Origin of the sequence: Tomitella gaofuii (assembly GCF_014126825.1) — a bacterium.
Taxonomy (GTDB): Bacteria; Actinomycetota; Actinomycetes; order Mycobacteriales; family Mycobacteriaceae; genus Tomitella; species Tomitella gaofuii.
In genome coordinates this window covers 512,891-538,563 of sequence record NZ_CP059900.1, presented here as the reverse complement: position 1 = coordinate 538,563, position 25,673 = coordinate 512,891, and the positions used below count along the sequence as shown (strand labels likewise).

At 71.0% G+C, this 25,673-nt stretch carries 30 protein-coding genes; 19 read left to right on the top strand and 11 right to left on the bottom strand.

Annotated elements, in window-relative coordinates:
- Nucleotides 1-2: 2 nt before the first annotated feature.
- Nucleotides 3-344, bottom strand: coding sequence for a rhodanese-like domain-containing protein (locus H4F70_RS02565; RefSeq protein WP_235681299.1), 342 nt, complete (start codon nucleotides 342-344; stop codon nucleotides 3-5).
- Nucleotides 345-357: 13 nt separating this feature from the next.
- Nucleotides 358-687: an antibiotic biosynthesis monooxygenase family protein gene (locus H4F70_RS02560; protein ID WP_182358926.1), complete on the bottom strand. Its 330-nt coding sequence runs from the start codon at nucleotides 685-687 to the stop codon at nucleotides 358-360.
- Between the two features lie 494 nt (nucleotides 688-1,181).
- On the opposite strand from H4F70_RS02560, the gene H4F70_RS02555 reads away from it, so the two are divergent.
- On the top strand, nucleotides 1,182-2,117 hold the full coding sequence (locus H4F70_RS02555; protein ID WP_182358925.1) for an LLM class F420-dependent oxidoreductase: 936 nt from the start codon (nucleotides 1,182-1,184) through the stop codon (nucleotides 2,115-2,117).
- A gap of 52 nt (nucleotides 2,118-2,169) precedes the next feature.
- On the opposite strand, the gene H4F70_RS02550 is transcribed toward H4F70_RS02555, so the two are convergent.
- From H4F70_RS02550 to msrA, 3 genes are all read right to left on the bottom strand, one after another.
- Nucleotides 2,170-3,321 carry a glycoside hydrolase family 3 N-terminal domain-containing protein gene (locus tag H4F70_RS02550; protein WP_182358924.1) on the bottom strand — a complete coding sequence of 384 codons (1,152 nt, stop codon included), beginning with the start codon at nucleotides 3,319-3,321 and terminating at the stop codon, nucleotides 2,170-2,172.
- Nucleotides 3,322-3,366: 45 nt separating this feature from the next.
- Entirely contained in the window at nucleotides 3,367-3,828 is a 462-nt protein-coding gene (locus H4F70_RS02545; protein WP_235681298.1) for an SRPBCC family protein, read from the bottom strand.
- A 179-nt stretch (nucleotides 3,829-4,007) separates the two neighbouring features.
- Complete coding sequence (gene msrA, locus H4F70_RS02540; RefSeq protein WP_182358922.1) at nucleotides 4,008-4,679, bottom strand: peptide-methionine (S)-S-oxide reductase MsrA; 672 nt, start codon at nucleotides 4,677-4,679, stop codon at nucleotides 4,008-4,010.
- Between the two features lie 173 nt (nucleotides 4,680-4,852).
- Between msrA and H4F70_RS02535 the strand changes: the two genes are divergently transcribed.
- From H4F70_RS02535 to H4F70_RS02500, 8 genes are all read left to right on the top strand, one after another.
- Complete coding sequence (locus H4F70_RS02535; protein ID WP_182348903.1) at nucleotides 4,853-5,482, top strand: superoxide dismutase; 630 nt, start codon at nucleotides 4,853-4,855, stop codon at nucleotides 5,480-5,482.
- A gap of 172 nt (nucleotides 5,483-5,654) precedes the next feature.
- Nucleotides 5,655-5,795 (top strand): hypothetical protein, encoded by a 141-nt coding sequence (locus tag H4F70_RS02530; protein WP_182348902.1) that lies wholly within the window; start codon nucleotides 5,655-5,657, stop codon nucleotides 5,793-5,795.
- Nucleotides 5,796-5,948: 153 nt separating this feature from the next.
- Entirely contained in the window at nucleotides 5,949-6,716 is a 768-nt protein-coding gene (locus H4F70_RS02525) for an SDR family NAD(P)-dependent oxidoreductase (RefSeq protein ID WP_182358921.1), read from the top strand.
- A gap of 143 nt (nucleotides 6,717-6,859) precedes the next feature.
- Entirely contained in the window at nucleotides 6,860-7,678 is an 819-nt protein-coding gene (locus tag H4F70_RS02520; protein ID WP_220471758.1) for a polysaccharide deacetylase family protein, read from the top strand.
- A 51-nt stretch (nucleotides 7,679-7,729) separates the two neighbouring features.
- Nucleotides 7,730-8,989: a YncE family protein gene (locus tag H4F70_RS02515; protein WP_235681297.1), complete on the top strand. Its 1,260-nt coding sequence runs from the start codon at nucleotides 7,730-7,732 to the stop codon at nucleotides 8,987-8,989.
- Between the two features lie 92 nt (nucleotides 8,990-9,081).
- Nucleotides 9,082-10,584: a flavin-containing monooxygenase gene (locus H4F70_RS02510; protein WP_182358920.1), complete on the top strand. Its 1,503-nt coding sequence runs from the start codon at nucleotides 9,082-9,084 to the stop codon at nucleotides 10,582-10,584.
- Nucleotides 10,514-10,912 carry an aminotransferase-like domain-containing protein gene (locus tag H4F70_RS02505; RefSeq protein WP_182358919.1) on the top strand — a complete coding sequence of 133 codons (399 nt, stop codon included), beginning with the start codon at nucleotides 10,514-10,516 and terminating at the stop codon, nucleotides 10,910-10,912. The genes H4F70_RS02510 and H4F70_RS02505 overlap by 71 nt, the downstream gene beginning before the upstream one ends.
- Before the next feature lie 76 nt (nucleotides 10,913-10,988).
- On the top strand, nucleotides 10,989-11,540 hold the full coding sequence (locus H4F70_RS02500) for a mycothiol transferase (protein ID WP_182358918.1): 552 nt from the start codon (nucleotides 10,989-10,991) through the stop codon (nucleotides 11,538-11,540).
- 340 nt (nucleotides 11,541-11,880) lie between these two features.
- Here H4F70_RS02500 and H4F70_RS02495 read toward each other — a convergent pair whose 3' ends face one another.
- Entirely contained in the window at nucleotides 11,881-12,348 is a 468-nt protein-coding gene (locus H4F70_RS02495; RefSeq protein ID WP_182358917.1) for a hypothetical protein, read from the bottom strand.
- Between the two features lie 165 nt (nucleotides 12,349-12,513).
- Nucleotides 12,514-14,205 (bottom strand): TM0106 family RecB-like putative nuclease, encoded by a 1,692-nt coding sequence (locus H4F70_RS02490; protein ID WP_182358916.1) that lies wholly within the window; start codon nucleotides 14,203-14,205, stop codon nucleotides 12,514-12,516.
- Nucleotides 14,206-14,322: 117 nt separating this feature from the next.
- Here H4F70_RS02490 and H4F70_RS02485 point away from each other — a divergent pair, with 117 nt between their 5' ends.
- The 4 genes from H4F70_RS02485 (at nucleotide 14,323) to H4F70_RS02470 (ending at nucleotide 17,140) form a co-directional block, all read left to right on the top strand.
- Nucleotides 14,323-15,003, top strand: coding sequence for a DUF6474 family protein (locus H4F70_RS02485; protein ID WP_182348896.1), 681 nt, complete (start codon nucleotides 14,323-14,325; stop codon nucleotides 15,001-15,003).
- Between the two features lie 55 nt (nucleotides 15,004-15,058).
- Complete coding sequence (locus tag H4F70_RS02480) at nucleotides 15,059-15,763, top strand: hypothetical protein (protein ID WP_182358915.1); 705 nt, start codon at nucleotides 15,059-15,061, stop codon at nucleotides 15,761-15,763.
- A 142-nt stretch (nucleotides 15,764-15,905) separates the two neighbouring features.
- Nucleotides 15,906-16,574 (top strand): YcnI family copper-binding membrane protein, encoded by a 669-nt coding sequence (locus tag H4F70_RS02475; protein WP_182358914.1) that lies wholly within the window; start codon nucleotides 15,906-15,908, stop codon nucleotides 16,572-16,574.
- A 56-nt stretch (nucleotides 16,575-16,630) separates the two neighbouring features.
- Entirely contained in the window at nucleotides 16,631-17,140 is a 510-nt protein-coding gene (locus tag H4F70_RS02470) for a copper resistance CopC family protein (protein WP_182360112.1), read from the top strand.
- Between the two features lie 95 nt (nucleotides 17,141-17,235).
- Here the strand turns inward: H4F70_RS02470 and H4F70_RS02465 are convergent, their stop codons facing one another.
- Nucleotides 17,236-18,255 (bottom strand): beta-ketoacyl-ACP synthase III, encoded by a 1,020-nt coding sequence (locus tag H4F70_RS02465; protein ID WP_182358913.1) that lies wholly within the window; start codon nucleotides 18,253-18,255, stop codon nucleotides 17,236-17,238.
- A 348-nt stretch (nucleotides 18,256-18,603) separates the two neighbouring features.
- On the opposite strand from H4F70_RS02465, the gene H4F70_RS02460 reads away from it, so the two are divergent.
- Both H4F70_RS02460 and H4F70_RS02455 read left to right on the top strand, forming a co-directional pair.
- Entirely contained in the window at nucleotides 18,604-18,864 is a 261-nt protein-coding gene (locus H4F70_RS02460) for a hypothetical protein (RefSeq protein ID WP_182358912.1), read from the top strand.
- Between the two features lie 28 nt (nucleotides 18,865-18,892).
- Nucleotides 18,893-19,420 carry a hypothetical protein gene (locus tag H4F70_RS02455; protein ID WP_182358911.1) on the top strand — a complete coding sequence of 176 codons (528 nt, stop codon included), beginning with the start codon at nucleotides 18,893-18,895 and terminating at the stop codon, nucleotides 19,418-19,420.
- Between the two features lie 64 nt (nucleotides 19,421-19,484).
- Here the strand turns inward: H4F70_RS02455 and H4F70_RS02450 are convergent, their stop codons facing one another.
- Complete coding sequence (locus H4F70_RS02450; RefSeq protein WP_182358910.1) at nucleotides 19,485-21,038, bottom strand: succinic semialdehyde dehydrogenase; 1,554 nt, start codon at nucleotides 21,036-21,038, stop codon at nucleotides 19,485-19,487.
- A gap of 177 nt (nucleotides 21,039-21,215) precedes the next feature.
- On the opposite strand from H4F70_RS02450, the gene H4F70_RS02445 reads away from it, so the two are divergent.
- A complete protein-coding gene (locus tag H4F70_RS02445; protein ID WP_235681296.1) occupies nucleotides 21,216-22,001 on the top strand; it encodes a MerR family transcriptional regulator in 786 nt (261 codons plus the stop codon).
- A 177-nt stretch (nucleotides 22,002-22,178) separates the two neighbouring features.
- Entirely contained in the window at nucleotides 22,179-22,571 is a 393-nt protein-coding gene (locus tag H4F70_RS02440) for a DUF5313 family protein (protein ID WP_182348889.1), read from the top strand.
- A 52-nt stretch (nucleotides 22,572-22,623) separates the two neighbouring features.
- On the opposite strand, the gene H4F70_RS02435 is transcribed toward H4F70_RS02440, so the two are convergent.
- A complete protein-coding gene (locus tag H4F70_RS02435; RefSeq protein ID WP_182358908.1) occupies nucleotides 22,624-23,022 on the bottom strand; it encodes a DUF1330 domain-containing protein in 399 nt (132 codons plus the stop codon).
- A gap of 204 nt (nucleotides 23,023-23,226) precedes the next feature.
- On the opposite strand from H4F70_RS02435, the gene H4F70_RS02430 reads away from it, so the two are divergent.
- Complete coding sequence (locus H4F70_RS02430; protein ID WP_182358907.1) at nucleotides 23,227-24,090, top strand: alpha/beta fold hydrolase; 864 nt, start codon at nucleotides 23,227-23,229, stop codon at nucleotides 24,088-24,090.
- A 73-nt stretch (nucleotides 24,091-24,163) separates the two neighbouring features.
- Here H4F70_RS02430 and H4F70_RS02425 read toward each other — a convergent pair whose 3' ends face one another.
- Nucleotides 24,164-25,291: a hypothetical protein gene (locus H4F70_RS02425; protein WP_220471757.1), complete on the bottom strand. Its 1,128-nt coding sequence runs from the start codon at nucleotides 25,289-25,291 to the stop codon at nucleotides 24,164-24,166.
- 136 nt (nucleotides 25,292-25,427) lie between these two features.
- On the opposite strand from H4F70_RS02425, the gene H4F70_RS02420 reads away from it, so the two are divergent.
- On the top strand, nucleotides 25,428-25,616 hold the full coding sequence (locus H4F70_RS02420) for a hypothetical protein (protein ID WP_182348873.1): 189 nt from the start codon (nucleotides 25,428-25,430) through the stop codon (nucleotides 25,614-25,616).
- Nucleotides 25,617-25,673 lie beyond the last annotated feature (57 nt).

Sequence of the window (25,673 nt, the reverse complement as noted above, 5' to 3'; positions counted from 1 at the left end):
GCTCAATAGACGCTGCCCTCGTTGCCGTCCGCAGCCACGGTGGGCCGGCCCGACTGCTGCCAGCCCACCATGCCGTCACGCACGAAGATCACGTCGCGCCCGTACTGGCTCAGGAACTGGCACACGCGCACGGCCCGTCCGCCCTGCCTGCACACCACGTACACCTCGGCGTCCGGGTCCACCTCGTCGAGCCGCTCCGACACCTCGCCCAGAGGCATGTGCACGGCGCCCACCGCGTGACCTTGATCCCACTCGTCTTGTTCCCGCACGTCCAGCAGCACGGTCGCGTCGTCGAACCGGTCCGGCAGCTCGGCCGCGGCGATGGTTTCGAAAGGGTCTGTCACCTCGCCGATCCTGTCACGCGTCCGGTGCGCCGACAACCGGTCCAGGCGCGTCGGCACCGTCGAAGGGGGTGAAATGCTCGACCGTCGGCGGCGCGGTGTAGAAGGGGTTCATCAGCGCGCGCCACCGCTCGAAGTCGGCCGACCCGCGGAAGTTCTCCAGGTGCGCGGCCACGCTGTCCCACTCGACCAGCATCAGGTAGCGGCCGGGGGTCTCGTGGCAGCGCGACATCGTGATGCGCCGGAACCCCTCCGTCCGCGCGATCAGCACCTTCGCCTTCGCGAACGCCGCCTCGAACCCGGCCCCCGTATCCCCGACGTCCAGAATCGCATGCTCGTAGATCACGGCCCCATTGTCGCAGTCTCCGCGCAGTGCGCACTGCGACCGGCTCTGCGCGCGGTTCCGAACTGTGGACTATTCACAATCGAACGGCGCGAAATCTGTGACGCGGCACACTTTTTCCACCTCGTTGTCCACAGTTTGCACAGACTTATCCCCAGTCTGGGGATACCCGACCGCGCGTGACCAGGTTTTCCACCCCAGCGTCCACAGGGTGTGGATTGCGCCGTCCACAGTTGTCCACAGGTTCGGGGACGGCGCCCGGCGGCGCCGATTGCGAGCACGTCCGCCCGCCGCGAGCAGGTCGCCCGAGAACCCCCGTGGGGACAAGCCGCACGAGGCAGTCCCACTCGCGGAATTGACACCGGCCCGCGGGATCGGATCGCGGACTGCACACCGACCCGCACCGGGCCCACCCGCTCGCGGGCCGCACCGTTCCCGCCCCCGACAGCACTGCCACTCCGCCACCCCGGGGCCGCGCGGATGGCAGAGTTGTCTCCATGGAACTGCGCGTGTTCACCGAGCCCCAGCAGGGCGCCACCTACGATGATCTGCTCGCCGTCGCCCGTGCCGCCGAGGACTTCGGCTACGGCGCGTTCTTCCGCTCCGACCATTACCTGGCGATGAACGTCGACGGGCGGCCCGGGCCCACCGACGCATGGATCACGCTGGCAGGCCTGGCGCGCGAGACCTCCCGCATCCGGCTGGGAACCCTCGTCACCTCGGCCACCTTCCGGTATCCCGGCCCCCTGGCGATCTCCGTCGCCCAGGTGGACACGATGAGCGGCGGGCGCGTGGAGCTGGGCCTCGGCGCGGGCTGGTACGCCGAGGAGCACGCCGCGTACGGCATTCCGTTCCCGCCGTTGGGCGAGCGCTTCGACCGGCTCGAGGAGTCGCTCGGCGTGATCACCGGGCTCTGGGACACCCCCGAGGGCCAGAAGCTCAGCATGCCCGGGCACCACTACCCGGTCATCGATTCCCCCGCGCTGCCCAAGCCCGCGCAGCGCCCGCATCCGCCGATCATCATGGGCGGCATGGGCAAGAAGCGCACGCCGGCACTCGCCGCCCGCTACGCCGACGAGTTCAACATCCCCTTCGTCGACACGGCGACGTCAGCGGCGGCGTTCGACCGGGTGCGCGCGGCGTGCGAGTCCGTCGGTCGCGACCCCGACGCACTCACCTATTCCAACGCCATGGTGCTGTGCTGCGGGCGGGACGAGGCGCAGATCGCCCGACGCGCCGCCGCCATCGGCCGCGACGTGGACGAGCTGCGGACCAACGGCCTGGCCGGCACCCCGGACGAGCTGGTCGAGAAGATCGGCCGCTACGCCGAGCTGGGGTCCGGCCGCATGTACCTGCAGACGCTCGACCTCACCGACCTCGACCACCTCGAGCTCGTGGCGGACAAGGTGATGCCGCAGTTGCGAAAAGGGTGATGCCGCTGCGATAGGCGCCACGCCGCAGCAGTGGCATTCGGGCCGATCCGCCTCACTGCAGCGACAGGCGCAGCGCCAGCACTCGCTCCGTCGACGCCAGCACGTCGCCGAGGTTCAGCCGCCCACCGGTGATCGCCGCGGCGAGGTCCCCGGTGGCCTGCGCACCCTGTGCCGCGTCGCGCGACGAGCACAGTGCCAGGTCCTGCCCCGCGGCCAGCGCGGCCACGCTGCGGTCGCCGGCGTCGCCGAAGGCCGCCAGGGCGCCCGCCTCGATGGCGTCGCTGACGATCACGCCCTGATATCCGAGGTTTCCGCGCAGGTCGCCGCGCAGGATCGCCGACGACAACCCGGCCGGCGCGCCCGGATCCAGCGCGGGATACACCGCCCACGACGGCATGACCATGTCGACGCCCGCGGCGATCGCGGCCCGGTACGGCGCCTCGTCGACGTTGCGCAGCGTTCCGGCGTCCAGCGGGATCGTCACCGCCTCCTCATCGGTGTTCGCCCCCGCGGGCGCCGCCCCCAGCCCGGGGAAGTGCTTGGCGGTGGCGGCGATGCCGTCGGCCTGCTGTGCGCCGATGAACGCGCCCGCCGCGGCCGCGACCACCGCCGGGTCGGAGCTGTAGGAGCGGCCGTAGGCGTCGAGGAAGTCACCCGGGGCCCGGTGCACCCCGAGCACCGGGGCCAGGTTGCCGTTCAATCCGGCGGTGCGCAGCGCCGACGCCGCCTCGTGGCCGGTGCGCGATCCCGCCGCGGCGGGATCGGCCGCCGCTCCCACCCGCGACGCGGAGGCCGCCGGGCCGTCCGCGCCCGGCAGCCGGAGCCGGCGCACCTGACCGCCCTCCTGGTCGGTGAGCAGGAGCAGCGGCACCGGGATCGGGCTCATCATCGCCGCGTCCTGCAGGTCCTGCGCCACGCCGCGGATCTGGTCGAGCGAGACGATGTTGTCGGAGAAGAAGACGACGCCCGCGGCCTCGCCCGCGCGCACCGCGTCGAACAGCGCCGGCGGCGGGGTGGGGCCCGAGTAGGAGTAGATCACGTGCTGGCCTGCCAGGACCCGCGCGAACTGCGGCGGGATCGCCGCCGCGGACGCCGCCGATCCGTCGGGCAGGGCAGGCGCGGGCGCCGCCGACGCCGCGCCGCCGGTCAGCAGCGCCCCGACGAGCGCGACCGCCGCCGCCAGTACCGTCGTTCCCCGACGCATACCCACCCTCTCCTCGGCGCGGCGCGACGTGCGTGCGGTCGCGATTCAGCCCTCGTGCAATGCAAGATAGTGCTGTTCGACGAGGCGGCGCAGGTCTTTCTCAGTCTGCGCCACCGCCGCCTGCACGAACGGCTCGACGATCTTGGCGAGCGCCTTGCCCGCCAGCCCGCCGCCGAAGTCGTAGGTGAACACCACGGACAGCTCGGCGTGCCCGTCGTCGACCGGGGTGAACCGCCACGACGACGAGTTGCGGATGCCCTCATAGGACTCGAGGGTGATGAGCGCGTCCTGCTCCCATTCGGTCACCCGCACCTTGGAGCGCAGCGTCTTGGGGCCGAGCACCATCGTCGCCGCATACTCGGCGCCCAGCCCGTGCTCCTGCTCGCCGAGCGGCGTGAACTCGGTGACCCCGAACATCCATTGGGGAACTGTGCGGTGGTCGTCGACGTAGGCGAACCCCACCGCCAACGGCGCCGCCGCCACTGCCTTGATACTGATCTGCCCCACCGTCACTCCTCGCGCTCCGGCACCAAGTCCATTCACAGGCCCGTGCAGACCGTGCACGGCCTGCACCGCCGGGCGGCGTCCATCCGTGTACGCCAGCCCGGTACTTGTGACGCGACGGTACGGCATCCGGCGGCAGCACGCCCTGCGAGCACGCGCATCCGTGCGGACACGCCCCGTCGTCAGGCCCCGCAGCGCACCCCGGTGGCGTGGACGGGGCAGTAGCCGTTCGGGTTCTTCGCCAGGTACTGCTGGTGCACGGGCTCCGCGAAGTAGAAGCGCCCGGCGCGGGTGGTCGCGAGCGGGGCGATCTCGGTGGTCACCGCGCCGTAGCCGGCCTCGGCGAGCGACTTCTCGAACGCGGCGGCCGTCTCCGCCGCCGCGGCCGCCTGCGCGTCGCCCACGGTGAGGATGATCGACCGGTATTGGGTGCCCACGTCGTTGCCCTGGCGCATGCCCTGGGTGGGATCGTGGTTCTCCCAGAACATCCGGAGCAGGTCGCGGTAAGCGACGACGGCCGGGTCGAACACCACCTGCACCACCTCGGCGTGCCCGGTGCGGCCCGAACACACCTCCTCGTAGGCGGGGTTGGGCGTGAAGCCGCCCGCGTATCCCGAGGCCGTCACGTGGACGCCCTCGGTCTGCCAGAACTCACGCTCGACGCCCCAGAAGCAGCCCAGGCCGAACACCGCCGTCTCCATGCCCTCCGGGTACGGCGGGAGCATCGGCGCCCCCGTCACCGCGTGCCGCTCGGGCACCGGCATCGCCTCGTCGCGGCCGGGCAGGGCCGACGCCTCGTCCACCATCGCCGACCTGCGCGCCATCATCTGTGAGAGCTGATCGAACATCGCCATGGCCCGAGCCTACGCCGCCGTCCGTGGCGCCCCATCGACCGCGGACCGCCTGCTGACCACCGCTATTGCAGAAAATGTTTGCATCCACAAAGGTGGGGTACGGACAGATCAAGGTCGGACCGGCCCGGACCGCGTGCATCCGCGCGGCCCGCCCGCTCCCAGAAAGGATGATCGTGGCTGAGTACACCCTTCCGGAACTCCCGTACGACTACAGCGCGCTGGAGCCGCACATCTCCGGTGAGATCATGCAGATCCACCACGACAAGCACCACGCCGGCTACGTCACCGGCGCCAACGGTGCGCTGAAGGCGATGGCCGAGGCCCGCGAGGACGGCACCATCGGCGCCAAGGCCCCGCTGCTGTCGCGCAACCTGGCCTTCCACCTCGGCGGCCACACCAATCACTCGATCTTCTGGAACAACATGTCCCCGGACGGCGGCGACAAGCCCGAGGGCGAGCTGGCCGCCGCGATCGACGAGCAGTTCGGGTCGTTCGACAAGTTCCAGACGCACTTCACCGCCGTGGCCAACAGCATCCAAGGCTCCGGCTGGGCCGTGCTGGCCTACGACCAGATCGGCGGCAACCTGGTGCTCGAGCAGCTCGAGGACCAGAACAACAACATCAGCGCCGGCATCATCCCCATCGTCATGCTCGACATGTGGGAGCACGCGTTCTACCTGCAGTACAAGAACGTCAAGGGCGACTACGTCAAGGCGTGGTGGAACGTCGTCAACTGGGCCGACGCCGCCGGCCGCTTCGACCGCGCCCGCACCCAGACCAAGGGCCTGATCGTCCCGGCCTGAGTCCGGCCGCGCGCACGGGCCCGGGCCGCACGGACCGGGCGCCACGCACATCGACGCCGCCCCGCAGCCGCACGGCTGCGGGGCGGCGTCTTATATCACGCACTCCAGATGGACGAGTCGGCCTTTCCGCGTTATGCTCTGCATCACTTATTCATTCCATTGAGGAGATGTCATGGGTTCCATTGCCGACCTCGTCAACACGTCCCTGGCAGAGCCGTTCTGGGTACTTTCCGACTTCCTGTGGGCCGGGGGATCCCACGACCTGTCGGACACGTTCTGGGACATCGCCGACACACTGTCCGACTCCTTCTGACCCGCCACAGGCCGCATCGCGACACCCTTCGCCACGATGCGGCCTGCCATGCGCGCGCAACGGCTATCGTTCGGAGTGCACGGGACCAGGCCCGCCGCATCACTTCGCCGACGCAGCGCCTGCACGGACGCAAGGCGCGAACAGGAGCGCAGCATGGACATCGCAGGAACCTCCGCCATCGTCACCGGCGGCGCATCGGGGCTCGGCGCCGCCACCGCGAAGCTGCTGGCAGACAAGGGTGCCCGCGTTTTCGGCCTCGACCTGCAGGCGTCGATCGACCGCGCCGGGGCCGACGTCCCCGGCGGGGTCACACTGGTCCCCGCCGACGTCACCGACGAGGCCCAGGTCACCGCGGCCGTGGCGCAGGCCTCCGGTTCGGGAGCACCGCTTCGCATCGTCGTCAACTGCGCCGGCGTCGGGTGGGCCGGGCGCATCCTGTCCAAGAACGGCCCGCATGACCTCGAGCTGTTCCGCACCGTCATCACCGTCAACCTGCTGGGCACGTTCAACGTCATGCGCCTCGCCGCCGACGCCATCGCCAGGACCGAGCCCGTGGACGAGTCCGGCCAGCGCGGCGTGGTCATCAACACCGCCTCCGTCGCGGCGTTCGAGGGGCAGATCGGACAGATCGCGTACTCGGCTTCCAAGGGCGGGGTCGCGGGGATGACGGTCCCCGCCGCGCGCGACCTGGCCCAGCAGGGCATCCGCGTCAACACCATCGCGCCCGGCATCGTGGACACCCCGATGCTCGCCGGGGTGGCAGAGGAGTTCCGCGCAGGCCTCGCCGAGGGGGTCCCCTTTCCCAAACGCCTCGCCCGGCCCGATGAATACGCGCAGCTCGCAGGCATGATCGTCGAGCACGACTACCTCAACGGCGAGACCATCCGGCTCGACGGCGCGCTGCGCATGGCGCCCCGGTAGCGCTACGCCGACTGCGCCGCGGCCGCCCCGGGGTCTGTTAGCGTGACACGGTCCACACCGAGGGCCGATCGCCGCCCCGCAGACGCTCCGCGTCTGCGATTCACAGCGCCGGGGCCCGCGCATCCGCAACCGGGAGGCCACACATGCTGGAGCGCCGCCTGACACGGCGGTCACTCCTGGGCATCGGCTTCGGCTCCGCCGCCGTACTGGCCACCGGGTGCGCGTCGGCGGACGGGGGCGCGGCGGCCGCCCCGACCACTCCCGCCCCGACCACTCCTGTCCCGACCACCGCCCCCGCATCCACCGCAGCGGAATCCACCGCCGCCGCAACCGCCACCGCAGCCCCCACGTGGGCCCCCGGCGCGCCTGCGCGGGCCATCGTGCGCGGTACGGGCGCCCGGCCCGAGGTGGCGCTCACCTTCCACGGCAGCGGGCCGATCGCGATCACCCGCCGCATCGTGGACATCCTCGCCGGCCACGGCGCGCACGCGACGGTCTTCGCGATCGGCCAGTGGCTCGCCTCGGAGCCCGAGGCCGCCCGGATCATCCTCGACGGCGGCCACGAGCTGGGCAATCACACCTGGAGCCACCCGCCCCTGTCCACCTACGGGCCCGACGCGATGTACGAGGAGATCGTGCGCTGCCGGGACGAGATCCGCCGGCTCACCGGCGGCCCCGGCGCGTTCTTCCGGCAGTCCGACGGCCAGTACGCCACCGACGAGGAGTGCGTACAGGCCGGGCGCGCGGGATACGCGCGCATCCTCAACTACGACGTCGACTCGACCGACTGGAAAGGCACCTCCACCGGGACCATCCGCGCCGCCGTCGCGCAGGCCACCGCCGGCAGCGTCGTCAGCCTGCACCTGGGGCGGAGCAACACCGTGGCCGCGCTGCCCGCAGTGCTCGACGACCTCGCCCGGCGCGGCCTCACCGGGGTCACCGGCACCACGCTGCTGCGCTGACGCTCGCCGCACCCGACCGAACGACACCACACGGAACCGAAGGGACAGCAGATGGGACAGGGCACCCGACCGACCGGCACGCACGCCCCCGGGGCGGCCGCCCGGGCCGGCATCGCCATCGCGGCCCTCGCCCTCGTCGCCGCCGGCTGCTCCGACGGCGACCCGTCCGCGCAGGCGGGCACGCCGACATCGGACGCCGCGGTCGCGGCCGAGAGCAGCACGCAGGCCGCGCCGGCGCCGACCACCTCCGACGCGCCGCCGGCCACCCCGGACGCCCTGCCCGGCATGCCGCCGGTGACCGATCCGCACAACATCTACTCCGAGGCGGGCGCCGGCATGCTCTCCGACACCGCGAAGCAGGCGAAGCCGCTGGTGTACGTGCCGCACAACGACAGCAGCGACGTGTGGGTGATCGACCAGAACACCTTCGAAGTGGTCGGGAAGTACCAGCTCAGCGGCGAGTTGCAGCACGTGGTGCCGTCGTACGACATGACGACGCTGTACGCCATCGACGACACCGGCAATCATGCGACGCCGTTCGACCCGAACACCGGCAAGCCGGGCGAGACGTTCCCCGTCATCGACCCGTACAACATGTACTTCACGCCGGACGGCGAGTACGCGATCTCGGTGGCGGAGGCCCGCAAGGAACTCGTCTGGTACGACCCGCACACCTGGGAAGTCGAGGACACCACCCCCACGCCGGAGTGCAGCGGCATCGACCACGCCGACTTCTCCGCAGACGGGAAGACCGCCCTGTTCACCTGCGAATTCGCCGGCCGGGTGGCGGTGGTGGACGTGCAGAGCCACCGCCTCGAGCGCGTCATCGACATGCCCACCCGCAACACGCACATGGGCCCGCAGGACATCAAGCTGGCACCCGACGCGTCGAAGTATTTCGTGGCCGACTGCGACGCGGACGGGGTCTGGGTCATCGACGGCGCCGCCACCAAGGTCGAGCGGTTCATCCCCACCGGGCAGTGCGCGCACGGCATCTACCTCACCCGCGACGCCCAGCGCATGTTCGTCACCAACCGCGGCGAGGGCAGTGTGAGCGTGCTCGACGCCTACACCGGCGAACCCATCACCACGTGGCACATCCCCGGCGGCGGCAGCCCGGACATGGGCGGGCTCAACGCCGACGGCACACAGCTGTGGCTCTCCGGGCGCTACGACGACGCGGTGTACGTGCTCGACACCTCCGACGGGCATCTGATCACGAAGATCCCCGTGGGCGACGGCCCGCACGGGCTCGCAGTGTGGCCGCAACCGGGCCGCTACAGCCTGGGGCACACCGGCATCACCCGCTGACGGGGACGCCGGTGGTCGTTCTCACCGGATGAGCCTTTTGCGCAGGATCATGATAAAGGTTATCGGGTTGGCCGATAACTGAGGAGAGACACTTGACGCAGAGCACATCGACGCCGAGGATCGCGATTCTGGGTGCGGGCCCGTCCGGCCTCGCACAGCTCCGGGCCTTCGAATCGGCCCGTCGCGCAGGACGTCCCATCCCCGAGATCGTGTGCTACGAAAAGCAGTCCGACCTGGGCGGCATGTGGAACTACACCTGGCGCACCGGCCTGGACGAGCACGGCGAGCCGGTGCACGGCAGCATGTACCGCTACCTGTGGTCCAACGGGCCCAAGGAGTGCCTGGAGTTCGCCGACTACTCGTTCGAGGAGCACTTCGGCCGCCCCATCCCCTCGTACCCGCCGCGCGCCGTGCTGCGCGACTACATCATGGGCCGCCTGGAGCGCTCGGACGCGCGCAAGTACATCAAGTTCAACCATGCCGTGCGCTGGGTCGAGTACGCGGAGGACACCGGCCGGTTCACCGTGACCGTGATGAACCACGACGACCACCGGCTGGAGTCCGAGGAGTTCGACTACGTCGTCACCGCCACCGGCCACTTCTCCACGCCCAACGTGCCGCACTTCCCCGGCGTCGAGTCGTTCCCCGGCCGCGTGCTGCACGCGCACGACTTCCGCGACGCGGTGGAGTTCGAGGGCAAGCGGGTGCTGCTCATCGGCAGCAGCTACTCGGCGGAGGACATCGGCAGCCAGTGCTACAAGTACGGTGCCGCCCGCGTGCTCATCAGCTACCGCAGCGCCCCCACCGGCTACGACTGGCCCGAGCGCTTCGACGAGGTGCCGCTGCTGCAGCGCCTCGACGGCAAGACGGCCCACTTCGCCGACGGCACCAGCGAGGACGTCGACGCCGTCGTCATGTGCACCGGCTACCAGCACCACTTCCACTTCCTGCCCGACGAGCTGGCCCTGCGCACGAAGAACCGGCTGTACCCGCGGGGGATGTACAAGGGCGTGGTCTCGCTGGCCAACCCGAAGCTGCTGTTCCTGGGCATGCAGGACCAGTACTTCACGTTCAACATGTTCGACGCGCAGGCGTGGTTCGCCCGGGAGGTCATCGCCGGCACCGTCGCCCTGCCCGACGCCGAGGCCCAGGCCGCGGACGTGGACGCGTGGTTCGAGCGCGAGTGCGCGCTGGACGGGCACGAGCAGGAGATCGACTTCCAGGCCGCCTACATCCGCGACCTGCTGTCGTTCACCGACTACCCCGAGTTCCACGTGGAACGCCAGGGCCAGCTGTTCAAGCAGTGGCACGACGACAAGCAGGCCGACATCATGGGCTACCGCAACCGCAGCTACCGCTCCACGCTCACCGGCACCCTGGCGCCCGCGCTGCACGAGCCGTGGCTGGACGTGCTCGACGACAGCCTCGAGTACTTCCTGGCCAACAACCTGCCGCGCGGCAAGAAGCAGGAGAGCCGCGTGCTCACGCGCGAATCGGACGACCGGCCGCGCACTCCCGCCCCGCATGTGCACGCGGCGCAGCGTCCGCGCAGCACTGCTGCGCCGGGCGTCGCCGGCAACGCCCCGCGGAAGTGACGCGCGGCTGGCGGCGCTGACCGGCTTCTACCGCACGCGACGCGACGGCTTCGCCGAGGCCCTGGACCGGCACCTCCGCGGCCTCGCCGAGTGGCGGACGCCGGCGGGCGGACTGTTCTTCTGGCTGCGCCTGCACGACCGTCTCGACACCCGGCGACTGCTGGCCGATGCGATCGATGCGCAGGTCGCCTTCATCCCCGGCGAGGAGTTGTACCCGGGAGACCCGGTGGCCGGCACGATGCGGCTGAACTTCAGCCACTCCTCACCGGACGACGCCGACCGCGGACTGCGCACTCTCGCCGGGCTCATCGAGTGCGCCGCGTCGTAGCACGCGCGTACCGTCGGCAGCGGGGCCCGCACGCGCACGCACTCGCGCACGTGCACCACGAGGAAGGACCGACGGCATGTCCGAGCCCGGCTCGACCGACTCCGCTTCGCACGCACGCGCCCTGCTCGCCGACTCGTTCGGCCGCATCCGCGCGCAGGTCGTCGCACTGAGCGACGGGCTGACGACGGACGCCGCCGCCTGGCGTCCCGATCCGGCGGCCAACAGCATCGCGTGGCTGCTCTGGCACCTCACCCGCGTCCAGGACGACCACGTGGCCGACGCCGCCGGAACCCCGCAGGTGTGGACGGCGCCCGGCGGAGCGGGCGGCTCGTGGGCCGAGCGTTTCGGCCTGCCGTTCCCGCCGGAGGAGACCGGCTACGGGCAGTCGGCCGAGCAGGTGGGCCAAGTGCGCGTGGACGGAGATCTGCTCGACGGGTACCACGCCGCCGTGCACGAGGCGACCCTCCGCTACCTCGACGCGCTTACCGCGGACGAGCTCGACAGGGTCGTGGACCGCGCGTGGGACCCGCCGGTGACCGTGGCCGTGCGGCTGGTGAGCGTGATCGGCGACTGCACGGCGCACCTGGGACAGGCCCAATACGTGCTCGGCCTGCACCAGAGGCTGTGAGCGGCCGGCGCCGCGCAGACCGTGGTGGGCCGGGTCCTCCCGCCCGTCCCCGCCGAGCGGGAAGTCCTCGCCGAAGCCTAGGAGTTGCGGAAGCGTTCGCGTCACCGCCTCTTCCAGCAGGACAGCAGGTCACGGCCGTACACACAGTCATCATCGCACGTCACCACGCCGGCAACACCCGACACGCCTTCTTCCGCGATCCCGAGCCTCGCGAAGCGCCTCGCACGCGGTGGGCTTCGGATCCGCCACGTCCACGCCGCCGTCGGCGATGCACCGCGCACAGCGAGCGGGCCGGGGCGATGCCGCTCGCCCCGGCCCGCCGCCGGACCCCGTACCCCGATCAGTCGATGGTGAACACGAAGCTCGAGTGCGGATACCCGGCCTGCACGAACGAGGTGACGTTCAGCGGCTGCTGCCAGCTGGTGCCCGCCGTGCCCGTGTTCGTCGCGTAACCGTCGGCGACGAGCGTGACGTCGCCGCGCGGCGCCATCGAGGTGCCCGCAAGGTGGAAGCTCAAGTTCGCCGACACCCCGTTGCCGCCGCCGACCCCCTCCACGGTGATCCGCTCACTGCTGTGCGGGTTGATCTGCGTGAGCGGCGCGTCCACCCACTGCCCGTCCCGGGCGAAGCCGCCGTCGTAGAACATCGTCGCATCGGTGTTGTTGTTGACCGTGATGACGGCGGTCGAGTCGTGCTCGGTGGGCATCGCCTGCGCCACCCCGGTGCCCAGCAGCGCCGCGGTCGCGGCACCGCCGGCGAGGACGGTGGAGGCGAGGACGGTGGCAGTGGCGCGGGTGGTGATGCTCATGGCGGTGTCTCCTGTGCGAGTCGGTGATGCGGAGTGCCGGTGTGTTCCGGCGATGACTCCACTATCCGGCGAAACGCACGCCATGTATGTCCCGCTACCAGGCGAAACACCGGGGGAGGCCACGTGTCCCCCTATCGGCGGACACGCCGCTCACCCCAGCGCCGCTCAGCCCAGCGCAGCTTCCACGGCCCGCAGCTCGGCCTCGCCCGGCACCGGCAGATCGTCGACAGCCGGAACCTCGTCGGCGGCGGCGTCGCTCATCCACTCGCGCAGCGCCTTGGTGGCGCGCACGTCGTCCTCGTTGTACTCGAGCACGCGGGTGCGCTGGTCGTGCGCGGGCGCGTCGCCGTCGAGGCCCACCGCCTCGCGGTACCAGGCCATCGACGCCTCGCCGCCGGCGTCGTCGTCGCGCCAGTCGAACCCGGCGAACCGCGCCAGCACCTTCAGCCCCCGGCCGCGCGGGCTCACGAAGTTCTCGCCCACGTACTCGAAAATGTCCACCCAGTGGTCGGACTCGATGAAGGCACGCACATCCTCCACCGGCGGAATCGACGGATAGCCCTGAAATCGGGTGGCGGAGCCGAGGAGCCACTTGTTCTCCGCATTCTGCGAGTAGCAGTACGCCGCGAACGTGCGCCCCTCCGCCAGCGCCCCGTCCCGCAGCCGCATCAGCCACGTCCAGAACTCGGCGAACGAGCGCGCCTCGTCGTCGGTCGGCACCGGGTCCCACGTGACGAAGGGGCGGTAGCCCAGGTCCACGCCGCCGTCGGTGACCAGCGTGCCCCACAGGTAGGCGCCGTGCTCCTGGTAGCTCTCCATGTCCACGTCCACCTCGACGTCGGCGCGCGGCACCGTCACGCGGGGGCCGCGCCGCACCAGCGGTTCGTCCACCAGCCAGGCGCGCGCCGACACCACCGTGTCGTCGAAGCCGCCGCCGTGCCACTCGTCGGGCCCCCGCCCGTGCCATGCCGCGAGCCGGTCGATGGTGCCGATGCCCGCGGCCCGCAGCATCGTGCCGCGGTGGCCGGTGGCGACCAGCGAGACGTCGTGGCGCTCGCGCAGCACCGTCCCGCACCCGTCGACAGTCCGGCCGTCGGGCCCGGTGAGGTCGTTCCAGAACGGGCAGGACGCGCACTCCCCGATGCGGGCGGGGTCGGTGTCCACCAGGCCGCGGGCCACCGCCTGCCGGTCGGCGAACCGCGCGTCGTACTGCTCGAGGATGCCGCCGTCCCCGCCCAGGTCGTAGGCGACGATGCAGTCGGCGTCGTAGCCGATGGCGCCGCCCACCTGGGCCGGGGTGGCCAACCCCAGCCGCTCGAGCATCCGGGTGACGTGCGCCAGGCGCACCTGGTCGCGGGTCTGCCCCCGCATCTTGCGGTGCGGGTCTGCGCGCGGGGCCCACGCGCCCAGCGGCGACGTCGTCGCCCCGCTGCCCGGATCGGTCACCTTGTGGTTGACGACGATCACCGGGATATAACCGCCGTGGACATCGTCGCGGAGGAGCAGGTCGACGCCGCCCGCCCGCAGGGTGTCGCGTTCGCGGGGGAGCCGCGCGTTCCACACGCGGTCCGGCAGCGCGGCGGGGTCCGCGGCGGCGAGCGCCTCCCCGTGCACGTCCTCGTCCCAGGTTCCGCGGGGGTGGTGGCGCCGGAAGTCGTCGGCCAGGCGTGCACGGACGTCCTCGCGGTGGTCGGCGGCGGCGTCCTTGCGCTGGGCCACACTCGCCGGTTCCGCCGGCAACGCCACGCCTCGCGGCAGCGTGGCGGCACGGTGGATGCGGTGCCGGCACCGGGTCAGGTCCGACGCCCGCAGCGCCGGGGCGTCGGTCCCGTTCGCGGGCTCAGCAGGGGAGGTCACAACCCACGACCCTATTCCCTGCCATAGGGTGGGACGGGCATGCCCTCACGCGGCGGGGATCGCGGCGGCCGGCCGCCGTCGCAGCGCACCCCGGCAGACACCACGGAAGGCCTTCGTATGGGACTGTTGAAGAAGAATCGCACGTCGCGCAGGTCGCGTCGCAAGGCCGAGGCCGCCGCGCTCAAGCACAAGGCGGGTCTTGAGGCCAAGCTGGGCGCGAAGAACGGCCGCAAGCGTGACAGGTCCGCACTCAAGCTCGAGCGCAAGCGCGCCAAGTCCCTGCACAAGGAGAACAAGGCGGACCGCAAGGCCACCGCCGCCGAGCAGAAGAACCGGCTCAAGATCGCGGAGGCCGAGAAGGCCAAGGCCGAGGCCGGCCGGTTCGACGCCAAGTCCGTGGGTCGCTACCTGGGTGTCGCCCGCGTGCTCGCCCCCGTCGTCGTGCCGCTCGCCTACCGCGGGGCCACCGCGATGCGCACGCTCCTCGACCAGCGCCGCGCCGACAAGCTCGGCGTGAGCGTGGAGGAGCTGGGCAAGTTCAGCGGCTCCGGCGCCAAGCTCGGCGCCCGCGTCACCGGGGCGGGGCGCACCCTGGACCAGCTCGTCCAGCGCCACCCGCGCGACGCGGAGACCGCCGAGTTCGCCAAGGCGATGCGTGCGCGGCTCGCAGACCTGGGCGCCGCGGTGGACGCGGCGGAGACGATGCCCGGCGAGCGCCGCCGGTCCGCGCACAGCGCCATCTCCGACGAGCTCGACGCCATCGACGCGGACATCCTCGCCCGCCTGGGCGTCAAGTGACCGTCGCCGGTACCGGGGCGCCCGCCACGCGCAGAGGGAGCCCCCGAGACCCCCGATGATCCGTTTGCACCTCCGCCACGCGCGGCCGGCGTCGCGCGGCGTCTGCGGCGCCGACGCGACGGTGCCCCGCCTGCGCGGGCTGTCGGTCGCGGTCCTCACGGCCGCCCTCGCCCTCGCGGCCCACTGTGCGGGCGGCGGCGTGGTCCCCTCCGCGTCGGGCATCGCGCTGATCCTGCTGATCGGCGCCGCGGCCGGGTGGCTCGCGGGTCCTGCGGTGGACCGCCGCCGGATCCCCTACCGCCGGTCGGCCGTGTTCGCGGCGCTCATGGCCGGGCAGGGTGCCGGGCACGTACTGTTGAGCCTGGCCGAGGGCGCGGCGCACGGACCGGCCGCCGTGCACGGGGCGATGTCCCACCACATGATGGCCGGGGCCGCGATGTCGCACGCGGCCCCCGCCGTCCCCGGCGGCCCCCTCGCCCACGTGGCGCACATGGTGACGGCCCTCGGGCCCGAGATGTTCGCCGCGCACGTGGCCGCCACACTCGTCTGCGCGGTCCTCGTCACGGCCGCGGAGTCGCTGTACGGGCCGGTGGCCCGCGCGTTCCGCCGGCTCGTCCCCGCCGCCCCGCCGGTCGTCGTCCCGCCGCGGCGCCCCGTGCTGCGCCCCACGGCCCTGCCCGCCGCCTGCGCGGCCGTGGTGCCGGTGACCCCGCTGACCCGCCGCGGCCCGCCGCTCCTCCCCCGGTTCGCCGCGGCCTGACTTCCCGCTGCCGCGCCGCGGACCTCCCCCGTCATCCGCATTCCGCGGCGTGACCGGCGCCTCGCCGGACGTCACGCCGCGCGACGTCGCGCGCGCCCGATGGCAGACTGCGGGCGCGTAGAAGAAAGAAGGATTCCGCACGATGAAGGTTTTCGCACGACGCGCACTGTGCGCCGGCTCGATGATCGGCGCGCTCGCGCTGGCCGGCTCCGGCCTGGCCTCGGCGCACGTCTCGGTCTCCGCCCCCGGCGCGACGCAGGGCGGCTACGAGGTGCTCACGTTCCGGGTGCCCACCGAGTCCGACACCGCGGGCACCACCGGCCTCACCGTCACGCTCCCCGGCCTGCGGTCGGCGCGCACCGAGCCGATGCCCGGCTGGCACTCGACGGTGACCAAGGACCCCGAATCCGCCCTGGCCACGTCCGTGACGTGGACGGCCGACCCGGGCGTGGAGGTGGGACCCGGGCAGTTCGGCGAGTTCCGCGTGTCCGCCGGGCCGCTGCCGGAGACCACCACCGTGGACTTCCCCGCCACGCAGACCTACTCCGACGGCTCCGTCGTCGAATGGGACCAGCAGCCCGCGGCCGACGGTACGGAGCCCGAGCATCCGGCGCCGTCCCTCACCCTCGAACCCGCGTCCGCCGAGGGCGGCCACGCGCACGGCGGGCAATCCGCGACGGCGGATACGGAGGCGGACGATCCGGGGGCGGGTGACGATTCCGTCGCCCGGTGGCTCGGCGGCGCCGGCCTGGTGCTCGGCGCTCTGGCCTTGGCGCTCGCCGTCGGCAACACCATCCGCAGGAGGTCATGACGATGGGCAGGACAGCACTTCGGCGTCCTGGCGTGCTGCGGTCTGCAGCGGCCGCGATGTTCGCGGTCCTCATGGCCGCGGGCGCCGCGATGCTCGGCGCCGGCGTGGCCTCCGCACACTCGGCGATCGTGGAGATGAGCCCGCCCGACGGTTCCGCCGTCGACGTCGGGCCGGACCGGGTGACGCTCACCTTCAACGAGGCGATCTCACCGGATTACGCCAACCTCACCGTGGTGGGCCCGGACGGCAACCTGTGGTCGCGGGGCGAGCCGACGGTGTCCGGCAACACCATTTCCGTTCCCGTCGGTGAGCTCGGCCCCGCGGGCACGTACACCGTGGCGGTGAAGGTGACCTCGGCCGACGGCCACGTCGTCGGCTACACGCGCAGCTTCGAGCTGACGCAGCCGGGCGACGGCACTCCCGGCCCCAAGGCGGACGCCTCCGAGACCGACGACGAGTCGGACTCCGGCGGCGGGGTGCAGTGGTGGTGGTTCGTCATCCCGGCGGTCGTCCTGTTCGGCGGCGGGCTGTGGTTCGCGCTGCGCAATCCCGGCGACGACGACTGACCTCGACAGACGCCTGTGCGGCGGGTCCGGACGGACCCGCCGCACAGGCGTCTTCAGGACTCGTGGGCGCCTTCAGGAACCTCGGGCGGGCGCGGTCAGGATTCGACCGGCGCCTCGGGAAGCCGCACCACCTGGCCCGCGTAGGACAGCCCCGCGCCGAATCCGACGAGCAGCGCCAGGCCGCCCGCCGGCGCCTGCCCCTCGCGCAGCATCTTCTCCATCGCCAGCGGCACCGAGGCGGCCGAGGTGTTGGCCGTCTCGATGATGTCGTCCGCCACCGGGACCGTCTCCGGAAGCTTGAGGCCGCGCACGATCAGCTCGTTGATGCGCTGGTTGGCCTGGTGCGGGACGAACGCGTCGAGGTCCTCGACGCCCACTCCGGACGCGTCGAGCGCATCCTTGGCCACCTTGCCGATGGTGAACGCCGCCCAGCGGAACACCGACTGGCCCTCCATGCGCAGCGACGGGCGCTCGTAGTCGCCGCTGTTGACGATGTCCATCCACGACGGCTCCTGGCGGATGGCATTGGCCTGGCCGCCATCCGAGCCCCACACCACCGGCCCGATCTTCGCCGTGTCCGACGGTCCGACGACCACGGCACCCGCGCCGTCGCCGAAGATGAACGCCGAGGTGCGGTCGGTCATGTCCAGACCCACGCTCATGTGGTCGACGCCGATCACCAGCACGTGCCGGGAACTGCCGGCACGGACCAGGTCTGCGGCCACCGCCAGCCCGTGACAGAACCCCGCGCACCCGGCGCTGAGGTCGAACGAGCCGGGCGAGTCGAGGCCCAACGCGTCCGCCACCAGCGTGGCCGCCTGCGGCGTCTGGTTGTAGTGCGAGGAGGTGGCCATGATGATGCAGTCGATCTGCGCGGCGTCGAGCCCCGACGCCGCGATGGCCTTGCGGCCGGCCGAGGTCGCCATCGTCACCGATGTTTCACCGGGCCCCGCGAACCTGCGTGACCGGATGCCGGACCGCGTGCGGATCCACTCGTCCGTCGAGTCGATCGTCTTGCAGACCTCCTCGTTGGTGACGACACGCTCGGGCCGGTAGACGCCCAAGCTCAGAATCGCCGAGTGGCTGCCCGTGGTCGGCGTGATGTCAACGGTCATCGAGTGTGTTCCGATCTTTCGTGCTCGGATTCGTCGTGCCGGACCGGGCACGGCAACGTGTGCCCCGCGGCGCGCGAATCGGTGGCGCCGTCCCGGCGGACCGGGCGCCGGAGCCATCGGCGGATGAGGTTGGCCGTCACATTACGCCGTCGTCGCCCCTGCACCGGGGATGGCCCCGCCGCGTCCGTACCGCCGCCCCGCGCCCCGGCGCGCGATAGGTTGGGCCCGACGTCCTCTCCGGCTGTGTCCGACGGCACAGTATGTTGAGGTCGACAGGATGTGGTCGACGGCCCCGCGCAACGACAGCCGGTACAGCCGGACAGCCCCGCCACGAGACAGGAGACGCCGATGGCCGAGAGCGAAGGAACGCCCCGGAAGTCGTCCGGCCCGCGCCATGCGCTGCCCGAGGACATGGAACCGGCACCCCTTCCCCCGACCGAGCCCGCGCCGCCGGCCGACCGCCCGGCCCCCGCATACGAGAGCTACGAGGCGCCCGAGTCGAACCTCATGCCGATGATCCTCGCGGCGATCCTGGGCGGCCTGCTGGCGGCCGTGCTGCTCATGCGGGCGCGGCGCCGCGCGGGCGACGATGCCGCTGACGCGGACTGACGCCATTCCCTCCCGCAAAGACGATGAGATGACGGCACAACGAAGCCTGCCGTCAGCGCGATGGGCCGTCGGCGGCGCCCGGTGGGATTCGATGTCCCGGTGGGAGGCGGCGTGGCGCATCGCGCTCGCGTCCTCGACGGCCGGCATGGCCGGCGTGCTCGCGCTCACGCTATGGGGGGAGAACGACGTCGGCCGACCCGATGCGGTGGCCGCGCTCCTGTTTCCACTCGTCGTGCCGATCGTCCTCGGCGCCCTTGGGGCATCGTCCGCGCGATGGCTGACGCGATTCCACGCGTTGACGCAGACGCTCCTGTTCGGCGCGCTGGGAATCGCGGTAGGGCTCGTCCCGTGGACCGTGTTCGCCCTCGTGAACTGGTCGACGTCTCCGATCCTGGTGGCGTTCGGGTTTCTGCTGTTACTCTCCGCCGGCCTGCTCGCCGCCATCGGCCACCTGTCCGCGAGGGCCTCGACGTCGCCACGAGGGACGACGGTGCTGTGCGGCCTGTTCGCGGCACTTCTGCTGGCCTTCGTGTTCCACCTGACGGTATCGGCCTGACGAGGGCGGCGTGCCTGCACGGCCGCGTGCAGGCACGCCGGCGCCGCCTGCCGACTGGAGTCGCCTACCGTCCGGGCACGTAGCTCAGCGCCTTGATGGCCACCGGCAGCGCCTTGGCCCACGCCTTGGGCGGCATCCACGCCGGGCCCGCCATGCCCGTCACCCGCTGCGTGGCCACCGTCTGCGGCTCGGTGTACTTGAGCAGACCGTCAGCCCCGTGCCGACGCCCCACGCCGGAATCGCCCATGCCGCCCATCGGAGCCGCCGTGCTGCCCCAGGCGGGCGCGTAGCCCTCGTTGACGTTGACCGTGCCGGCGCGCAGGCGCCGGGCGATGGCCTCGCCCTCCGCCTCCGACCCGGCCCACACGCTGGCGTTGAGGCCGTAGGCGGTGTCGTTGGCCCGCGCGATCGCATCCTCGACGTCGGTCACCGGGTAGATCGACACGAGCGGCCCGAAGGTCTCGCCCGCGGCGCACTCCATGTCCTCGGTGACCCCGGTGAGCAGGGTGGGCTCGAAGAACAGCGGGCCCAGGTCCGGGCGCGCCGTGCCGCCCGCGACCACCGTGGCGCCCTTGGCCACGGCGTCCTCCACGTGGTGGGTGACGGTCTCGAGCTGGCTCTTGGAGATCATGCTGCCCATTTCGACGCCGAAGCCGTACCCGGCGCCCAGCTTCATCGCCTGCACCCGCTTGCCCAGCACGCGCGTGAACTCGTCGGCCACTGCCTGCTCCACGTAGATGCGCTCGATTGAGATGCACAGCTGCCCCGAGTTGGAGAAGCACGCGCGGGTGGCCGCGTCCGCCACCTTGCCCAGGTCCGCACCCGCGGTGACGATCATGGGGTTCTTGCCGCCCAGCTCCGCCGAATACCCGATGAGCCGCCGGCCGGCCTGCTCCGCCAGGTGCTTGCCGGTGGCGGTGGAGCCGGTGAACATGAGGTAGTCGGTGGTCTCGACCAGCTCGGTGCCCACCACGGACCCCGGCCCGGGGACCACCGCGAACAGGTCGCGCGGCAGCCCTGCACGGTAGAGCAGCTCCACGCACGCCAGCGCGCAGTAGGGCGTCTGGCTGTCCGGCTTGAGCACGACGGCATTGCCGGCCATGAGCGCTGCGACCGCGTCGGACACGGCCAGCGTCATCGGGTAGTTCCACGGCGAGATCACACCCACCACGCCCTTGGGCTGGTAGTGCACCTGCGTCTTGGTGGCGCCGGGGATCATGCCCGGCACCCTGCGGCTCTTCAGGGTCTTCGGTCCCGTGCTCGCGTAGTAGCGGGCGGTCATCGCGATGTCGAGGACCTCCTCGAGCGCGGAGGCGCGCGACTTGCCCGTCTCCGCCTGCGCCATGTCCATCAGCGCGTCGCGGTGGGCCAGGACCAGATCGTGGTAGCGGAAGAACACCTCCGCGCGCTGCGCGGGGCTGCGCCGGGACCACAGCCGCTGTGCCACCCGGGCACGGTCCACCGCGGCGCGGGCGTCGTCCGCCGTGCCGACGGGGATCGTGGCGAGCGTGCGGCCCGTGAACACTTCCGTGATGTCCCTCGTGGGCCGCTGATCTGCTGCGTCGATGGCGACGAGCGTGGCGAGACGCGCGAACGTCTCCTTGGTGGGCGCGGGCATGGGTTCCCCTCCATCGGCATGGTGCACCGTCTCGGTTCTGTGCGTCACACACTACCCGCGGTCACAGACAGCGCCGGGGCGCGAGCGCCTCCGTCGCCGCCCCGTCCGGCCTACCGTGGAGACGTCCTCGCACAGACACTTGACCCTCACGCGACGGGAGGCCGGAAGGTGGGATCCGTGAACGACGACACGCCCGTCCGGGATGCGGAACTCAGCGTCGGAGCCACGGCCCGCCTCATCGGGGTCAGCGTCCGCACGCTGCACCACTGGGACCAGGTGGGCCTGGCCTCGCCCGGCGCTCGCACGGCCGCCGGGTACCGCGTGTACACGGCGCCGGACATCGAGCGGCTGCACCGGGTGCTCACCTACCGCGAGGTGGGCTTCGAGCTCCGGCAGATCCGCAGCCTGCTCGACGACCCGGACGCCGACGCCATGGTGCACCTGCGGCGGCAGCGCCGGCTGATCGACGAGCGGATCGCGCGTTTGCAGCAGATGGCCACGGCCGTGGACACGATGATGGAGGCGAAGACGATGGGCATTCAACTCACCCCGCAGGAGCAGCGCGAGGTGTTCGGCGACGACTGGCTCGGCGAGGAGTACTCGGCCGAGGCGGAGCAGCGCTGGGGCGGCACCGACGCGTGGAAGCAGTCGGAACAGCGCGCCGCCCGGTACACCAAGGACGACTGGAAGCGCATCAAGGCCGAGACGGACGCGCTCGAGGCCGACCTGGCCGCAGCCATGGCCGACGGGGCAACGGTCGGCGGGGAGCGGGCGAACGCGCTGGCCGAGCGGCACCGGGCGGGCATCGAGCAGTTCTACGACTGCTCGCACGAGATGCAGTGCTGCCTGGCGGAGATGTACGTCGAGGACGAGCGTTTCCGCGCGCATTACGACGACGTGGCGCCGGGGCTGGCGCAGTACCTGCGCGACGTCATCGTGGCGAACGCCGCGGCGTCCGCCTGAGCCGCCCCTCAGGCGCGGGCGGCCCGCGCCGCCGCCCCGCCGTCCACCGCCTTTCCGCGTGTGCGGCGGCGGGTGCGGCAGGTGCGCATCTCCGCGACGGCGCGTCGGGGCGTCCGACTATGATGGCGGCGAGGGGGTCCGCCGCTGACGGGCCCGCCGACGACAGGAACGATGCGCATGAACGGCGGTCCCCGCGCCGCACGCGAGCGGCCCGGATTCTGGCAGTACATCACCTACTCCTACGGCAAAGTCCTGCCGTCGCAGTACCGCGAGTGGGTGATACGCGACCTGGGCGGACCGGGCGCGAACGTCCGGATGGCGATACGCCTCATCATCCCGGCGTTCGTGGGCCTGGGCCTGATGTGGCTGATCCCCGCCAGCCTGTTCGTGCACGTGGGGATGACGCTGCCGATCTTCCTGCCGTTCGTGTACTTCGCCTTCGTCCTGGGCCGCGTCTACCGCCGCCATCGGCTGCAGATGCACGACCTGGACCCGGACCTGGCCGACTGGTGGGCGCGCGAGAAGGACTATGCCCTGCGCCGCGAGTACGAGGACCGGTTCGGGCGGTAGGGGCCCGGCCGGCGGCGGCGCGTCGCGGGTTCCGCGCACTCGAAACCCGCCCTCACCCCGCTGCCCGCAGCTTCTCGATGGTGTCGAGCGCCCGATAACCGGCGGGGACGCCTTCGAGCAGCATCGTGTCCGACCGGGCGTTGCGGGTCCGAAGCCCGAGGATCTCCTGATAGCCGGGCGACTCGTACCAGCGGCGGGCCGCGTCCGGCGAGGGGAACTCGATGATGACCACGCTGTCGGGGCAGTCCCCTTCAAGCGGCACCGGCGTGCTGCCGTGCACCAGCCACACGCCGCCGTAGGGTTCCATCGTCGCTTCGATCCGGGCGAGGTAGGCGTAGATCTCCTCGCCGACGCGGACGTCGCGCAGCCACGCCATCGCGTAGCCTTTGGATCCGCTGTTCGCGCCTCTTCTCGCGCCTGTGTTCGCGGCGATGCCCGTTTCCTCACCCATGACTTCGTCTCCTTCCTCCGTGCTCGACCTGTGCGGAATCATCATCACGCCGGCCATGCACAGCGTCGATTACTCGCGAGGTAATGCAGCCTCCTACTGATCGGGGCACCACCCTGCCGCGCTCCGAATGGAACGTGTTCCAATGACGCACGACCCGACTCGGCAATCCGCCGATCGGCAGGAATCCACCGGGAGGGCACCGCAGTGAGCGAGCAGACCGACTTCGACAGCACGTCCCGCACCATCACCGCCGGACGGTTCGAGCTGCACTACAACGAGGCCGGCGCGGACAGGCCGGGGACGCCGGTGCTGTTCCTGCACGGCTCGGGCCCGGGAGTCAACGGCTGGTCGAACTTCTCCGGCAACTTCGCGGCGTTCGCCGAGCACCGGCGCACGATCATCCTCGACATGCCCGGCTTCGGCCGCAGCCCCGCACTCGAGTGGGACGCCGCCTATCCGCAGGTGGCCGCCGAGGCCGTCGCCGCACTGCTCGACGAGCTGGACATCGAGAAGGCCGACATCGTCGGCAACTCGATGGGCGGCAATGTCGCCTGCGAGGCCGCCCTCGCCACCCCGGGCAAGGTCCGCCGCATGGCGCTGATGGGCCCGGGCGGGCTGGCCGAGAACCTCTTCGCACCCAACCCCAGCGAGGGTTCGCGCCGGCTGTTCGACTTCCTCAAGAACCCGTCCGAGGAGGCCATGGAGGCCTGGGTGGACACGATGGTGGGCAACCGGGACGTCGTCTCCCCCGAGCTCATCGCCGACCGCACTCGGCGCGCGCTGGAACCGGGCGTCATCGCGCAGACGATGGGGATCTTCGGCTCGATCTTCAACCCGGCGTTCAAGACCCTCCCCCTGTGGGCGCGCGCGGAGGGCATCGCCCAGCCGACCCTGCTCATCTGGGGCCGCGACGACAGGATGCTGCCGTACGAGGGGGCGCACTTCGCCTACCGGCACCTGCCCGACGCCGAACTGCACGTGTTCAGCAACTGCGGGCACTGGGCGATGATCGAGCAGCGCGAGTCGTTCAACCGGCTCGTGCTCGAGTACTTCACCCGCGAGGACTGAGCGCGGTGGCGCGGGCGGGGTCACGTGACCTCGCCCCCCACCGGGCTCAACACCGTGGCCGCTGGAACCAGAATCATCCGACGTCGGAGGTGTCCGTCGCCGATTGCAACGTGTGATGCGACACATAACGATGCCGCTGGACAAACGCCGACCCGCGTCCCTTCTGCAAGTGCGGAATAGCACCCTTCAACTGAATATGCTTCGGGTGACCGACACTACTGAGCAGAAAGATCTGATATCTTCCCTCGGTCCAGCCGAGCGACCTGCTCGCCGCGATGGCGGAACCGATTTTCCGATCATTCTTATGCGCGTCGCCCGTCAATGCCGATAGGCGGGCTGATTCAGACTGACTCCATTCCACGTTGTCACGGTGATACAGGATCTTGGCAACCTGAGGCTTGATTTCCTTGTCCGCATAAAAGGCCAGATAGGAAGTCGGACGAAAGTTCCGCCCTGCAGGGCACACGTAGACCGCGTTGGCCTCATACAGCTCCCATGCGTCTGTCGCCGGCACCACAAGCGTGTCACTGGGCGATACCGGACGTTCCTTGTAGAGCTCGGTGATCCGCTCGCGCCGCTCAAGCCATCTGCGGGCTTCGGGGCTCATCCACTCTGCAAGCGTGAGCATTTCCTCAAGGTGAAAGAGGATGTCCTGCGCAAGCAGCGAATCGTGGTGCGCCAGCCGGTTACGGAACGGCCTCAACCGTTCCAGCTTGGCCGTCACATTCTTTCGCTGCCCGTTCGGGGTTCCCGGGAGAGCGTGGCGCAATGCCGCCCGCCACAGTTCTTCATGCCTCGAACCGAAGAGCTCCGTCCAGAACCCGAACGAGAGTCCGGCAATGATCTGATCGCGCGTGTCACGTCGGGCATTCAACCCGCGAAGCCGCCCACGCGTCTTCTCGACATCCTTGGAAATCGCGTCATGCGACGTGCCGGTCACCGAAGGGATCATGAACCATGGGATCCGCCGATCGCCTTCTTCGGCGTAGCTCGCCAACTCGCGATCGACCGCATTGCGCAGCATGACTTCGACGTAGGAGACGACCTCCATACTCGCTGCTGCAATCGCACTGCTCCACTCATAGAGCTCCAGAGCCCTGCCGATGTCGCCATCGCTTTCGCGAACGTACGGGGCGAGACGCTTCTCCGTCAGGAGGGGCACGAGTACATCAAGTGCGGTCGCGGTCACAGCAGCAGTCACTCGAGGGATGCTATCGTCTTGTATGAACGCCCCAGCGTCGCCTCTGCCACGTGCATGCGGCCTGGGGCTCCCTTCGTTCGACCTTCATTCGGCGCCGTGCCTGGTCCCGTCGGCACAGGCCGCGCACACTGGAGTCATGGCACGCGGCGATCACCCCCAGCGCACCCCGTTCTACGGGATCGCGATGATGATCGGGGTGATGGTGGTCGGCGCGGTGGTGGCCACGGCGGATGTGGGCAAGGCCGTGCAAGTCCCCGTATACGTCGTCCTGTTCGTCGTCGGCATCATCGGGGCCGCGTTGACCTTCCGCGACTACTCGCGCTGACCGCCCCGCCTTCTTGATCACCCGTCCAACCGTCTCTAGCCTTAGAGTTGATGCGTC

Excerpts from the sequence above, each read along its gene's own strand:
- H4F70_RS02555 (WP_182358925.1), top strand. The coding sequence starts at position 1,182 with ATGGAACTGCGCGTGTTCACCGAGCCCCAGCAGGGCGCCACCTACGAT.
- H4F70_RS02550 (WP_182358924.1), bottom strand. The coding sequence starts at position 3,321 with ATGCGTCGGGGAACGACGGTACTGGCGGCGGCGGTCGCGCTCGTCGGG.
- msrA (WP_182358922.1), bottom strand. The coding sequence starts at position 4,679 with ATGGCGATGTTCGATCAGCTCTCACAGATGATGGCGCGCAGGTCGGCG.
- H4F70_RS02530 (WP_182348902.1), top strand. The coding sequence starts at position 5,655 with ATGGGTTCCATTGCCGACCTCGTCAACACGTCCCTGGCAGAGCCGTTC.
- H4F70_RS02525 (WP_182358921.1), top strand. The coding sequence starts at position 5,949 with ATGGACATCGCAGGAACCTCCGCCATCGTCACCGGCGGCGCATCGGGG.
- H4F70_RS02520 (WP_220471758.1), top strand. The coding sequence starts at position 6,860 with ATGCTGGAGCGCCGCCTGACACGGCGGTCACTCCTGGGCATCGGCTTC.
- H4F70_RS02515 (WP_235681297.1), top strand. The coding sequence starts at position 7,730 with ATGGGACAGGGCACCCGACCGACCGGCACGCACGCCCCCGGGGCGGCC.
- H4F70_RS02505 (WP_182358919.1), top strand. The coding sequence starts at position 10,514 with ATGTGCACGCGGCGCAGCGTCCGCGCAGCACTGCTGCGCCGGGCGTCG.
- H4F70_RS02500 (WP_182358918.1), top strand. The coding sequence starts at position 10,989 with ATGTCCGAGCCCGGCTCGACCGACTCCGCTTCGCACGCACGCGCCCTG.
- H4F70_RS02495 (WP_182358917.1), bottom strand. The coding sequence starts at position 12,348 with ATGAGCATCACCACCCGCGCCACTGCCACCGTCCTCGCCTCCACCGTC.
- H4F70_RS02485 (WP_182348896.1), top strand. The coding sequence starts at position 14,323 with ATGGGACTGTTGAAGAAGAATCGCACGTCGCGCAGGTCGCGTCGCAAG.
- H4F70_RS02480 (WP_182358915.1), top strand. The coding sequence starts at position 15,059 with ATGATCCGTTTGCACCTCCGCCACGCGCGGCCGGCGTCGCGCGGCGTC.
- H4F70_RS02475 (WP_182358914.1), top strand. The coding sequence starts at position 15,906 with ATGAAGGTTTTCGCACGACGCGCACTGTGCGCCGGCTCGATGATCGGC.
- H4F70_RS02470 (WP_182360112.1), top strand. The coding sequence starts at position 16,631 with ATGTTCGCGGTCCTCATGGCCGCGGGCGCCGCGATGCTCGGCGCCGGC.
- H4F70_RS02465 (WP_182358913.1), bottom strand. The coding sequence starts at position 18,255 with ATGACCGTTGACATCACGCCGACCACGGGCAGCCACTCGGCGATTCTG.
- H4F70_RS02460 (WP_182358912.1), top strand. The coding sequence starts at position 18,604 with ATGGCCGAGAGCGAAGGAACGCCCCGGAAGTCGTCCGGCCCGCGCCAT.
- H4F70_RS02455 (WP_182358911.1), top strand. The coding sequence starts at position 18,893 with ATGACGGCACAACGAAGCCTGCCGTCAGCGCGATGGGCCGTCGGCGGC.
- H4F70_RS02450 (WP_182358910.1), bottom strand. The coding sequence starts at position 21,038 with ATGCCCGCGCCCACCAAGGAGACGTTCGCGCGTCTCGCCACGCTCGTC.
- H4F70_RS02440 (WP_182348889.1), top strand. The coding sequence starts at position 22,179 with ATGAACGGCGGTCCCCGCGCCGCACGCGAGCGGCCCGGATTCTGGCAG.
- H4F70_RS02435 (WP_182358908.1), bottom strand. The coding sequence starts at position 23,022 with ATGGGTGAGGAAACGGGCATCGCCGCGAACACAGGCGCGAGAAGAGGC.
- H4F70_RS02420 (WP_182348873.1), top strand. The coding sequence starts at position 25,428 with ATGGCACGCGGCGATCACCCCCAGCGCACCCCGTTCTACGGGATCGCG.